Origin of the sequence: Gloeocapsopsis crepidinum LEGE 06123 (genome assembly GCF_015207655.1) — a bacterium.
GTDB lineage: Bacteria > Cyanobacteriota > Cyanobacteriia > Cyanobacteriales > Chroococcidiopsidaceae > Gloeocapsopsis > Gloeocapsopsis crepidinum.
Genome location: NZ_JADEWN010000039.1, coordinates 40,764 through 52,648, shown reverse-complemented (window position 1 = coordinate 52,648; position 11,885 = coordinate 40,764). Strand labels below are relative to the sequence as shown.

At 42.0% G+C, this 11,885-nt stretch carries 10 protein-coding genes; 6 read left to right on the top strand and 4 right to left on the bottom strand.

Going from position 1 to position 11,885, the window contains the following annotated elements; genetic code table 11:
• Positions 1–848 precede the first annotated feature (848 nt).
• Complete coding sequence (pgeF, locus tag IQ230_RS15810) at positions 849–1,628, bottom strand: peptidoglycan editing factor PgeF (RefSeq protein ID WP_193932941.1); 780 nt, start codon at positions 1,626–1,628, stop codon at positions 849–851.
• 168 nt (positions 1,629–1,796) lie between these two features.
• Between pgeF and IQ230_RS15805 the strand changes: the two genes are divergently transcribed.
• The 4 genes from IQ230_RS15805 (at position 1,797) to IQ230_RS15790 (ending at position 6,483) form a co-directional block, all read left to right on the top strand.
• Positions 1,797–2,576 carry a biotin--[acetyl-CoA-carboxylase] ligase gene (locus tag IQ230_RS15805; RefSeq protein ID WP_228055008.1) on the top strand — a complete coding sequence of 260 codons (780 nt, stop codon included), beginning with the start codon at positions 1,797–1,799 and terminating at the stop codon, positions 2,574–2,576.
• 352 nt (positions 2,577–2,928) lie between these two features.
• A complete protein-coding gene (locus IQ230_RS15800; protein ID WP_193932939.1) occupies positions 2,929–4,188 on the top strand; it encodes a M23 family metallopeptidase in 1,260 nt (419 codons plus the stop codon).
• Between the two features lie 161 nt (positions 4,189–4,349).
• On the top strand, positions 4,350–6,179 hold the full coding sequence (gene sppA, locus IQ230_RS15795) for a signal peptide peptidase SppA (RefSeq protein ID WP_193932937.1): 1,830 nt from the start codon (positions 4,350–4,352) through the stop codon (positions 6,177–6,179).
• A 64-nt stretch (positions 6,180–6,243) separates the two neighbouring features.
• Positions 6,244–6,483 carry a hypothetical protein gene (locus tag IQ230_RS15790; protein WP_193932935.1) on the top strand — a complete coding sequence of 80 codons (240 nt, stop codon included), beginning with the start codon at positions 6,244–6,246 and terminating at the stop codon, positions 6,481–6,483.
• A gap of 169 nt (positions 6,484–6,652) precedes the next feature.
• Here IQ230_RS15790 and chlG read toward each other — a convergent pair whose 3' ends face one another.
• From chlG to petP, 3 genes are all read right to left on the bottom strand, one after another.
• Positions 6,653–7,711, bottom strand: coding sequence for a chlorophyll synthase ChlG (gene chlG / locus IQ230_RS15785; protein ID WP_193932933.1), 1,059 nt, complete (start codon positions 7,709–7,711; stop codon positions 6,653–6,655).
• A 20-nt stretch (positions 7,712–7,731) separates the two neighbouring features.
• A complete protein-coding gene (locus IQ230_RS15780; RefSeq protein ID WP_193932931.1) occupies positions 7,732–8,835 on the bottom strand; it encodes a Get3/ArsA fold putative tail anchor-mediating ATPase NosAFP in 1,104 nt (367 codons plus the stop codon).
• Positions 8,836–8,916: 81 nt separating this feature from the next.
• Positions 8,917–9,111: a cytochrome b6f subunit PetP gene (gene petP / locus IQ230_RS15775; protein WP_193932929.1), complete on the bottom strand. Its 195-nt coding sequence runs from the start codon at positions 9,109–9,111 to the stop codon at positions 8,917–8,919.
• 287 nt (positions 9,112–9,398) lie between these two features.
• On the opposite strand from petP, the gene IQ230_RS15770 reads away from it, so the two are divergent.
• Positions 9,399–10,256: an ABC transporter permease gene (locus IQ230_RS15770; RefSeq protein ID WP_228055006.1), complete on the top strand. Its 858-nt coding sequence runs from the start codon at positions 9,399–9,401 to the stop codon at positions 10,254–10,256.
• A gap of 156 nt (positions 10,257–10,412) precedes the next feature.
• A complete protein-coding gene (locus IQ230_RS15765; RefSeq protein WP_193932927.1) occupies positions 10,413–11,726 on the top strand; it encodes an ABC transporter ATP-binding protein in 1,314 nt (437 codons plus the stop codon).
• The last annotated feature ends 159 nt before the right edge of the window (positions 11,727–11,885 follow it).

Sequence of the window (11,885 nt, the reverse complement as noted above, 5' to 3'; positions counted from 1 at the left end):
CTGATTGAGGTGTCACCTTGTGTGTATGCCTTAACTATTTTTTCTCGCAAGTCGAGCGAGTACGGTTTCATTAGACTTCATTTGTGTACTCCTCTTACTGTACCTCATAAACTTGCAATAGGCTGTAATTCTTCATATAATTTTCAGTATTTCCTACAAGCTATTTAAAAAGGAAAATTAATTACGCTGGAATAGCTAAGTAAGTTAAACCCAAAAGGAAAAGTATGATTTTTGATAATGAAATTCATGAAGTGATTACTGTAGTGTTTGTTACTTCCTTTGTCACACTAGTTATAGTAATTTCAACCTGGATTTAGTCATCTTAAAAAGTCACTTTAATTAACTTACAGCCTCACATTAGGCTAGCCATAGCCTTAATAGCTAAGTAGAATGACCTAAAACATGCTAACTTAATCTTTAGAAACCGCTGCAAAAACAGGCAAGTGTCGTACTAAATTTGATGTGGTCAGCGTCACGTATTTAACTTGCATAAATCTTTCGCCAAGATGGTTACTGTACTTGATGTGTAGTCTTTGGCATTTTAAATTTAGAAATCTGTCCACAATTAGCTAGGTTATCAAATTATAAACGCCTCTAGAGGTTGTTCTCTAAAGGCGTCTAGTTCGGTATATAGAGTTTAATTTAGTTATCCCTGAATATGTTTATAGCTTAGCTAAATAAAAACCAATTTATTATAAAAATATTGTGAATATTATCCAAAAAATTGCAAAGTATTTGTTAAGTACGGATAACGAATGCTCTGCGTCAGTCATTGGTTTCGGTTATTACCTAATTTTTTTTGATAATCTAAAATAAATTATACAATAAAAGTTATGGCAAAACCTTTTTTATATCGGCTTCCTACTTACAATTCCTGACCATTGAACTTTTTTTTGGCGATCGCGGCGGTAAGAAAAAAAACATTGCGGTTCTTGATAAGTACAATAGGGAGCGATCGCCACTTGTTCTGGGCGAATCCCCAAATATTCCAACTGAAGAGCGATCGCGCGCCGCACGTCTAGTCGCACGCGTCCAGGTTCAGGATCTGGCAATATTGGCGCATCGGGCAAGCGCTGCAGTATATTTAAAATCAACTCTTCATCATCAGACTCATGCACAGTCGCGCCAACTTGAGCCGCTACTTGAGTAGAAACTTGGTAAACTGCACCCGAAATTGCTGGTCCTAAGGCAATGCGCAAATCGGATAATTGACTACCTTGAGCTTGTAGACGAGCGATCGCTACGGTAACTATCTTAGCTGCTGTGCCGCGCCATCCAGCATGTACTGCTGCAACTTGCCCAGTGCGAGAATCAGCGATCAACACAGGAGTACAATCAGCACTAGCTACCCACGCTGACTGCACTGCTTGTTCTGTCATAACGCCATCAGCTGGTAGTAAAGATTCTTCTGCACTTGCTGTTTGGGTTATTTCTGAGGGAGTTAGCACAACATTGCCATGCACCTGTTTGACTCGATACACTTCTGCAGTTGGTTGCAATACTTCCACAAGTTCTGCGGGAGAACGCGACCAAAACTGCTGGGTAAAAAAGCCATGTGCCCAAGGGTCTAAAATGCTACAGGTAAGATATGGTAAGCCTTGCCAAGTTTGCCAGTGCCAAGTATGCATCGATTAGTCTACTAAAGTATGTATCAAACAATATTATTTAGTTATAACTACAACTAGTAGCTGGATAACTCAGCAAGTCAAATCTTGTATCGAGATGGCAGGCTGAAAGCCTACCCACTAATATTTAATGTTAGTTACCTACTGTACAGTTAGGGAGATGTTCTGAGTTTGAATCAGCAACAGTTGGAAGCAATTTTAACAGCTGTCGATCGAGAAGCATTGCAGCGCTATTCTATACATCTCTACAAATCTGTTTCCTCAACAAACACAATTTTATGGCAACTATTGAGCCAGGGAGCTAAATCAGCTACAGTTGCGATCGCACAACAGCAAACTGCAGGACGAGGACAATGGGGACGCCAATGGACTTCTGGAGAAGGAGGGTTATATCTTTCTTATGCGATCGCTCCTCAATTTGATGCCGTTCACAGCTATCAATTGACAATGAGTAGCGCTTGGGGAATTGCTACTGCTTTACGCGATCGCGGTATTCCTGTCACCTTAAAGTGGCCTAATGATTTAATTTTATGGGGACGCAAACTTGGTGGAATTTTAACTGAAACTAAAATTTGTGGGGGGAAAATCACTCAAGCTGTTATCGGCGTTGGTATTAATTGGGCTAACCCTGTTCCCAAAACAGGAATTAATTTGCACTCATTTTTGACGCATCAAACTGAAACAGCCATGACTTCTTTAGAGATGCTTGCAGCAGCAACAATTTTGGGAATAACAGCCGGATGCGAAGCAGGAAGTGAAATTCTCCCAGCCTACGAACAACTCCTGACAAGTATAGGTCGTACTGTTACGATTAATGGGCACTCAGGAATTATCATTGGCGTCGCTGTTAATGGCAACCTGCGAGTGCGTCTAGACCAAGACAGTACAGAAGTCTTGTTACCAGTCGGGGCAATCAGATTAGGTTATGAGGATGAGGGAACTGATTTTTAAAACTAAGATACTGGGAGACGGGGAGTCGTGAAGTGTTGAGTTATGAGTTTAAGAGAGTTACTCGTTAAGAGTGTTGAGTTATGAGTTAAAAAAAATCTTTTAATTCAAAACGTGCTAACGCACCGCTACGCTAACAAAATTCAAAACTCAAAACTTAAGATAATTGCCTCCGGCACCTTTGGAAAGCGAACAATTCAAAACTCAAATTCAAAACTTTTCTCAGATTTATCAATATATTTTCTTAATTCAAAACTCAAAACTCAAAACTAATCACTCACCCCCTCTTCCCTGAGACAAGACAAACCAGTATAATTTTCCACCAAGGCGAACCAACAGCAACTGAGAGGAATGAATGAACCAGCGGAACGAAAATGCCAATACGCCTTCATCTTATCTTCGGCGGCACTCGCTGCTATTACCAAGTTTGACTCTTGGCATAGTTAGCCTCCTCAGTCACAAACCAGGATTTGCACAGGAAAGTATCGATATAGTTATTCCGGTCAAGGAATCACAGCCAGCCTTATCGACAGCACCGGCAGCCGATGCGCACCAAGCTAGAGTTGAAAGACTGCGCCAAAAACTAGCTTCTCCTGCAGTTCCAGTCAAGCCAGAGGTTTCATCAGCTACTTCTCCGGTTCCTAGCGCATCAACTCCTGTTGTACCCACAGTTCAGACACAACCGCGTCAATCTACTACTCGTCAAACAGCAACTAACCCTACGCCGGACTCTAGTAAATCTCATATCGACCCAACAGATTACAGTATTGGTGCTACTAAGGTTTATGAACCACCTAGTGCAGTAGTATTGTCAGAACGCTCTACAGGATGCCGTGCTGTTGTCCGCAGCGGACAAGATGCTGCAAGTGTTTGCAGTATGCCTAATCGTCCTCAAGCTGCTACGCGAACACCAAAGGCAAGTAATCAAATTGCGAGTGTATCGCCGGTGCTTGCTAGTCGCACGCAGTTAACAAAAGCAAGTGATGCCCAAAAACCACCTGCATATATTCAACAAGCGATCGCTCTTGTTAATCAAAGTATCTCTCCTAGTACGCAAGCTTACTACAACCGAACCCTGCGCCAAGGACAACTCAGTCAAAGAAATACTGGTTTACTGTTTCCTCTGACAATTCCTGCCCCAATAACCTCTTTATTTGGCTGGCGAATTCATCCAATTTCAGGCGATCGCCGTTTTCATACCGGAACAGACTTAGGTGCGCCGATGGGTACACCAGTACTAGCAGCTTACAAAGGCAAGGTTGGGCTGTCTGACTTTTTAGGTGGCTATGGTTTAACGGTTGTCCTCGAACACGAATTAGCTAAAAATAAAAATACAGCAAAATCACCCTCAGACCCTCTTCCACACCAAACACTCTACGCTCACTTATCTGAGACTTTTGTCAAACCTGGTGAGAAAGTAGAACAAGGCACTGTGATTGGACTGGTTGGCAGCACTGGTAACTCCACAGGTCCTCACCTCCACTTTGAAAGCCGATATCTTACTTCTGATGGTTGGGTTGCTAGCGATCCTGGCTTTGAATTAGAGTACGCTTTAACTCAGCTTGTAGAAGTCCTCAAAACCGCGCGATCGCAGCAAGAGACAGAGAGAAGTTAGAAGCAAAGGAGACTGAGAGATAGGGAAACTAAGCAAGTTATGAGTTATAAGTTTAAGAAAGTTGAGACAATCCTTTTAATTCAAAACTCAAAATACCCTCTTCTCTAAGTCTTCTGTCAACTAAATTAAACTAGTGTGGAAACACGCTATAGCTCCTTTCAATGCGTAACTTTTTCAAACAAACCATAGCCAGTATTATCGGAACGTTACTAGGACTGTTAATCTTTGTTGGTGTAGGAACTGGTGGATTACTGTTGTTACTTGTTGTTGTAGCATCTAGAGATACAGAACCACAACTAAAAGAGCAATCAGTCCTTGTTTTTGATTTGTCTTTAAATATTACTGATGCGCAACCGAGTTCCAACACGAGTGCAATTCTGCAAACCTTATCGGGAGAAGACAGTAATCAGGCTAATTTGCGTGCAGTATTAGACGCTTTAGAACAAGCGCAGCAGGATAATCGAATTGTTGGCTTGTATCTTGATGGTAGTCGCAGCACTGGTGAAAGTAGTAATGCTGGCTTTGCTACGTTGAAAGAAGTGCGTCAAGCATTAGAAAGATTTCGTGCTTCTGGAAAAACAATTGTTGCTTATAATACAGAATGGCGCCAGAAAGATTATTATTTGAGTTCAGTCGCCGATACAATCATTGTGAACCCTTTGGGTGCAATGGAACTTAATGGATTAAGTAGTCAACCTGTATTTTTTGCTGATGCTTTAGAAAAATATGGGGTTGGCGTCCAAGTGATTCGGGTAGGTAAATTCAAAGGTTCGGTTGAACCTTTTACGCGATCGCAATTAAGTTCCGAAAACCGCCAACAATTGCAACGCCTATTAAGTGATGTCTGGGGAGAATGGCTCAATGCAGTCAGTAACAGTCGCCAGGTAAATAGAACGCAATTACAAGCGATCGCTGACAATCAAGGCATTTTGTTACCTGATGAAGCACAAGCAAGTGGTTTGGTCGATCAAGTCGGTTATTTTGATGAGGTTTTGCAACGATTAAAGCAGTTAACAGGAGAAACAAAAGAAAGTCGTACATTTCGGCAAATCAGCTTACCAAGCTATGCACAGTTGAGTAAAAGGCGGACAGAACGCAATCATCGTAACAAGATTGCTGTTGTTTATGCCGAAGGAACAATCGTTAATGGGCAAGGTGGCACTGGACAAGTAGGAAGCGATCGCTTTGCGAGGACAATCCGCACACTTCGCCAAGACGATCAAGTTAAAGCCGTTGTTTTGCGGGTAAATAGTCGCGGTGGTAGTGCGACAGCTTCCGAAGAAATTCAGCGCGAGTTGCAACTGGCGCGTCAAGTTAAACCTGTTGTTGTCTCAATGGGTGATTACGCTGCTTCTGGTGGCTACTGGATCGCAACTGATGCTAACCGGATCTTTGCTGAACCGAATACTGTGACAGGTTCGATTGGTGTTTTTGGGCTGCGATTTAACATCCAACAGCTTGCTAATGATAATGGTATTACCTGGGACACAATTAAAACAGGTCGCTATGCTGATAGCCAAACAATTGCTCGTCCTCTATCTGAGCAAGAACTGACGCGATCGCAGCGGACAGCAGAACGATTGTATAATATTTTTCTTAACAGAGTTGCGCGATCGCGTAACCTACCAGTGTCAAAAGTAGCAGAAATCGCTCAAGGGCGAGTCTGGTCTGGTTTGGCGGCTAAAGAAGTTGGATTAGTTGATGAAATCGGTGGTCTGGATATGGCGATTCAGTATGCTGCAAAGCAAGCTAAATTAGGCAACGATTGGCAATTACAAGAATATCCTGAAGTCCGTACTTTTGACGCAAGACTTTTAGCATTAGGTAGTGGTCTGCGGCTACTAGTTCAAGATTATTCATTTGAGCAATCTATTCCGGTTCCCCTAAAAACTGAATTGCAGAAACTTCAAAACGAGATCGCCACCTTGCAAGCAATCAACGATCCTTTAGATATTTATGCTCGCTTACTTTTTGACTTACAAATTGATTGAAATTAGAAATTTCAGGGTAAATTAGGTAGTATATACCGCAACTTATTATTTTTAGCATCCATCTATGGATAGAAAAGCAAAGCGTCTCTTATTGCTAATTGTTTCTTGCAGTGCCGCTGGAGTCATTTTGGGAGGAACTGCAAGCTGGGCAGAAAGCAAACAGTGTTTAAAGGCTGCTAATGTGACAAGCGAATGCTTAACTCAAGATCCTGTCACGAATACTTTACAAGGAATTAGTACTGGTTTCATTGCTGGTGCAGGAGCTGCACTTGGTGCTGCCTGGCAGTTACGTCACGAAGATTAGAAGAGATCAGAGGTTTGGAGTCAGGGGGAACTTAAGAACCAACCCTAAAATGGATACGACAAACGCAGACTTATTCAAGGAAAAGCCGTGCAAAATGTTTCTTGCTCTTAAACCCCTGAATTTAACTGTAAGGATTCCCTCGCCCCTCGTCCCTCAATCCTCACCCCTCTTACACACCTGCATGACCTAGTGCCAAGCCAGCAACGAGCATTCCTAACACGAGGAACGGTTGGGCACTTGCTTGATACTTGACGTCATTTTTAAGTGGATCGCGCAGGAAATACATATCCTGAAAGGTAATTTGGGGAATTAATAGCAATAGTAAAATTGCTGCGTACAAATTTTCACCAATACCAATCAAGTAAGCGGCAATTCCTGCTTGAAATAAGTCGATCGTGGCAACACAGATCCAAGCGGCGGTGTTTATACCAAACATCACTGGCAGTGATTTTAATCCTAATTGGCGATCGCCTTCTACGCTTTTAAAGTCATTCACAACAGCAATTCCCAATCCAGCCATACTGTAGATCAAAGTCAGAATTGCAATTGTCCAGTTCAAGTCACCAAATAAAGCATGACCTGTCCACCACGGCAAAGCAATGTAGCTTGCCCCTAAAGCATAATTTCCCAACCAGCCATTGCGCTTAAGTTTCAAAGGAGGTGCTGAGTAGATGTATGCCAAGAATGAACCACCTAGCGCTAGTGTTGTAATTGTCGGGAAGTCGTGATTCACCCAGCGATCAAGGACAAACGCTAGAGCGATTCCTGCACCAAGTAATAACAAAATTTGGCTGACGACTTGAGGAACTGAAATTGCTCCCGAAGGAATGGGGCGGTAAGGTTCGTTGATCGCATCAATTTCGCGATCGTAAAAATCATTGAGTGTTTGCGTGTAACCCGTCAGTAATGGTCCTGCAAGTAGCATACAGGTTGCTGCTTTTAAGACATTTTCTAGTGTCCAAGTGTATTCGCCCGAAGAAGCTGCGCCACAGACTACGCCCCAAATCAAGGGAATCCACGTAATCGGCTTCATCAGTTGCAGGCGGATTTTCCAAATTGATGTTTCTCCTGACGCAGCACCTTTCATCCCTAGTAGTTGCCGAGTTTTGGCACTACGTTCTGTTGGTGTTATCGGTGCTGGTTGACTAGGATTAGTATTCACTGCATCTGGTGTTGTATTGAGTGGCTCATCAGCAGGTTGAAAGGGTGGAGGAGTTGAGTTAGACATAATATTTTACTTGACAGCTTCTAGAAAGATATTGTCAAATAGTTGTTTTGAAATTTAGCACCAGCAATTTGTTTCCCACTCAAACCAGGGGGTAAAAAAATGTTGCGCCGCTGGTCGCCTGCTTCTACTGTAATCTCTGGACCTGATTGCGTCAGCTTGACTTCTTTTTTATCAAATCCAGGTAAAAATAGGCGTACTTGACTTGCTGCAACCATAATTTCTATCGGTTTAGGAGCTTGTTGTGCCTGCTGGACAAAATCAGGTAAAGCGTTCATTAGCTGCGTGTCATCTAAAGTATGACCGGTAACAACTGTAACGGGCAACGGATCAAATGAATTTGATAAATTGGCAATTGTCGTATCAGCGGAGTGGAGAATAACACCACCGACAATTAAACCTACTTGTTGGGCACTTCCCCACAAATAACGAACATTTGCAATATCAAGTGGGTCATCGGTTGTCACTAAAAATGAAGCAACGCGTTTTGGATCAGCAAGTGCAGCTTTGCCCTGTTCTAGGATGTTATTAATTTGATTGGTAGGCTGAGCAAAGTTATCTGCCGTCCAATTGACATTGAGAAAACTGCTAATCAAAGGTTGAATAAATGGTGATTCAGCAATTGCTTTACCTAAATCAGAATTAGTAAACAATTGCCGAAAGCGTCGCACGTACCAACTCAAGCTTTCTGCCATGCCTAGCATTCGCAGTGTAGTAGAGTCACCGCTACTCTCGTAGAGGATAACGTCGTATTTACCACTCGCATCGTATTCGCGTAGGGCATTAAGTTCTAACGCACTATCCATTCCTGGTAAAACTGGCAGTTCTTGTCCGTAAACGTCTTTCAGAATGGGCGTGCGCAGGTATTGCGCTTCTAACTTCTTGACTTCCTCCCAACTGCGTTCTAGCAAACCAGAGGTTTTGAGTTGTACCGCTTCGAGGTTGGGAGATATTTGCTGTGGTGTAGAACTGAGTGAGGTGTTGAGTAGTAAACTCAATCCAGGTCCAGTATCTCGTCCTGTCAAGAGGACGCGTTTGCCTTCGTTTGCAAATTTTTTGGCAGCAGCGATCGCAATCTTTTGGCGATCGCCACCACTTTTCCCTAAAAAGGTCAATATCAGCGCCATTACAATATTTCCTAAGCAGTTTTCATTTAAGGGGGTTTTCTAGTTATGTATATCTAGGGACAGCTACCCCCAGTATCACCCCTACTGCATAACTTTGAGTTCGTCTTCAAAAAACCAAGTGGCAAATTGGTCTTCAAATTGAACGACGACGCCAACATTACTACCATCAAGCATTTTATAGCCTTTGACAGTACCGATTTTGCCTAGGCGCTTGATAATTAGCGGTGATACTCGATCTCTTAAACGACAGACCTTAACTTGTTGTCCGATTTCCATGCCAACTTACAACGCAAGTGAACCATGACCCAGTGTAGCGGAATCTTTGGCTCCAAGCGCTAGTCGTCACTAGATTTCGATGATTTTTGTTGACTGGTGATGACTTTTGCTCTCAACACTGATGCTAGATGCCTTAATTAAGTATTGCGTTATAGAAAATTTCCGATACAATCTTGTGCTTAGTAGAACCTAAGCGAACTATCTGATTTATTCACTATTAAGAGGTAAACTCAATCAAAATCGTCTCAAAAAGTGTGGTGTGTCGGTAGTGAGCGAGGATGTGAAAATTGCGACAAACAATTAAAGGCGTTGTCCGAAAAGCTGGTCAAACTAGGCGTTTACTCCCATTTAGTGAGCAATGGTGGGCAAAGCTAGATTTACTCAGAATACTAGTGTTGCGAGAACTAGAGGCAAGATACAAAGGCTCAGTTTTAGGCAACTTATGGCCTTTACTCAATCAGCTGTCGCAGTTACTAATTTTCACCTATGTATTTTCCATTGTTTTGCGGGTCAGGCTGAGTTTAGAGGGTTTACCAGAAAATAACTTCATGTACGGACTATGGCTATTTGCTGGATTGCTACCCTGGACAGCATTTTTGAATGGATTTTTACCAGCAGCAACCTGTGTCATTAACCAATCAAACTTAGTCAAGAAAGTGGTGTTTCCGCTAGCACTATTGCCTTTAGTACCTGTTTGTGCTGCCTTTATTGAAAGTTCCTTGGGATTGATAGTGTTGATTTTACTCGTGGCAATCACAACACAGATCGTTCACGTTACGCTTTGGCTGCTACCACTGATATGGATACCGCAATTACTATTAACAGCTGGCATTGGATATTTAGCTGCTGGACTGACGGTGTTTCTCCGAGATATACCACAGACCTTGGTCGTTGTGATGAATTTGTGGTTTTATGCAACACCAATTATCTATCCAGCATCGCTGATTCCTGAAGGATGGAGAAATTGGGTATTTTGGCTCAATCCAATGACCGCAATTGTCGAAACTCATCGAGACATCATCCTGCAAGGAGAAGTGCGGCACTGGGGAGAATTGGGAGTGGCTACGATGTTATCCGCAGTCATTTTTTATGTTGGTTTGTTGATTTATCGACGTTTGCGTCCTGCATTTGCTGACGTACTCTAGAATCAAATCATGTTGGAGGTAGGTAGAGTCATCATTTTGTCGCATGACTAAGTTAATTGAACTGGGGAAATAAATGCGATCGCTGCAAGTCGAACCTGGTAATTTTGTTTGACTAGCAGTTGATGTGTGGGAGTTTTGAGGGGTAAATGTGAAACAATGGCTGAAGAAATTGCAATTTCATTAAAAAATGTCTCGAAATGCTATAAGCGATATCCTCACCCCGTTGAACGACTTAAGGAAATACTGTTACCAGGGAAAAGTAGAGCAGAAGAATTTTGGGCATTGCGGGATATTGACCTAGAGATTCCTAAAGGACACACTTTAGGCATTATCGGACAAAATGGCTCTGGTAAAAGTACATTATTGCAAATTATTGTAGGAACTCTAACACCAACAACAGGAGCAGTAACAGTCAACGGTCGAATTTCAGCGTTACTAGAACTAGGTAGTGGTTTTAATCCAGAGTTTACGGGTCGTCAAAATGTCTTTTTTAATGGTCGCTTATTAGGGATGACCCAAGAAGAACTTGAAAATAAATTTGATGAAATTGCAGCTTTTGCAGACATTGGAGAGTTTATCGATCAACCTGTAAAAACTTATTCTAGCGGTATGTTTGTCCGGCTAGCATTTGCAGTAGCGACTCATGTCAATCCAGAAATACTCATCATTGATGAAGCGCTATCTGTAGGAGATATTCTTTTTCAGCGCAAGTGCTTTAGAAAAATTGAGCAATTTTATCAAGATGGGAAAACAATTTTATTTGTTTCTCACGATCTGACAAGTATTCTGCAACTGTGCGATCGCGCCATCTTACTTGACAAGAGTTTAATGATATCTCAAGGCGAACCTCGCCAAGTTGCTTTAGCATACAAAAGCTTAATTGCTCAAAGAGAAGCCGATCAAAATACCGACTTAGCAAGTTTTCAACAAAAGTATGAACAAAAAAATGACAATCAAATAGGTGAATCGAGGATTGGTTTTGGTGGTGCAGAAGTCATTAGTGTAGAAGTTGTCAATTCTCAAGGGACAACTACTCAAACTGTAGAATGGGCAGACATAATTACTGTACGTATCACAATTTATTTTTATCGTGAAGTTGTTCGTCCATTTGTAGGCTTTGCTATCAAAGATTTAAAAGGTATTCCTATTATTGGAACTAATACTTTTCACTCTAAAAAAGACTTAGCTCCTACTTTGGCAAAAAGTATGGTAGTCATTGAATTTAGTTGGCAATGTTATATGTCTCCAGGAAATTATACTGTCTCTGCTGGAGTTGCCGAATTAGGAGAGAACCATAGCATAACGCAACTCGATCGCCGCTTTGATATGTTGCCATTAGCAGTCGTTGGCAACCCACCTTCATTAGGTTTTTTTGCCTTACCTATCAATATTGAATGCAATGTATTAGATAACAGTCAAAATATTTTCTCAGATCGCCAAATAAATGCGAGTTCTATTTCTTCATCCTAATCCTGAAACCTCCTGCATAAAGAGAATCGCGAATGAATTCGCCGCTAAATAAACAAAGTCCACCTCCGTGGACTTACTCATAAAAATCTTGTTTTAGTGTACCTTGGTACACTTTGCCTGGATAGCCCCGACTCCAGTCGGAGGGCATCTGTGATTCAT

Excerpts from the sequence above, each read along its gene's own strand:
- petP (WP_193932929.1), bottom strand. The coding sequence starts at position 9,111 with ATGGAAATCGGACAACAAGTTAAGGTCTGTCGTTTAAGAGATCGAGTA.
- IQ230_RS15790 (WP_193932935.1), top strand. The coding sequence starts at position 6,244 with ATGGATAGAAAAGCAAAGCGTCTCTTATTGCTAATTGTTTCTTGCAGT.
- IQ230_RS15800 (WP_193932939.1), top strand. The coding sequence starts at position 2,929 with ATGAACCAGCGGAACGAAAATGCCAATACGCCTTCATCTTATCTTCGG.
- chlG (WP_193932933.1), bottom strand. The coding sequence starts at position 7,711 with ATGTCTAACTCAACTCCTCCACCCTTTCAACCTGCTGATGAGCCACTC.
- pgeF (WP_193932941.1), bottom strand. The coding sequence starts at position 1,628 with ATGCATACTTGGCACTGGCAAACTTGGCAAGGCTTACCATATCTTACC.
- IQ230_RS15780 (WP_193932931.1), bottom strand. The coding sequence starts at position 8,835 with ATGGCGCTGATATTGACCTTTTTAGGGAAAAGTGGTGGCGATCGCCAA.
- sppA (WP_193932937.1), top strand. The coding sequence starts at position 4,350 with ATGCGTAACTTTTTCAAACAAACCATAGCCAGTATTATCGGAACGTTA.
- IQ230_RS15765 (WP_193932927.1), top strand. The coding sequence starts at position 10,413 with ATGGCTGAAGAAATTGCAATTTCATTAAAAAATGTCTCGAAATGCTAT.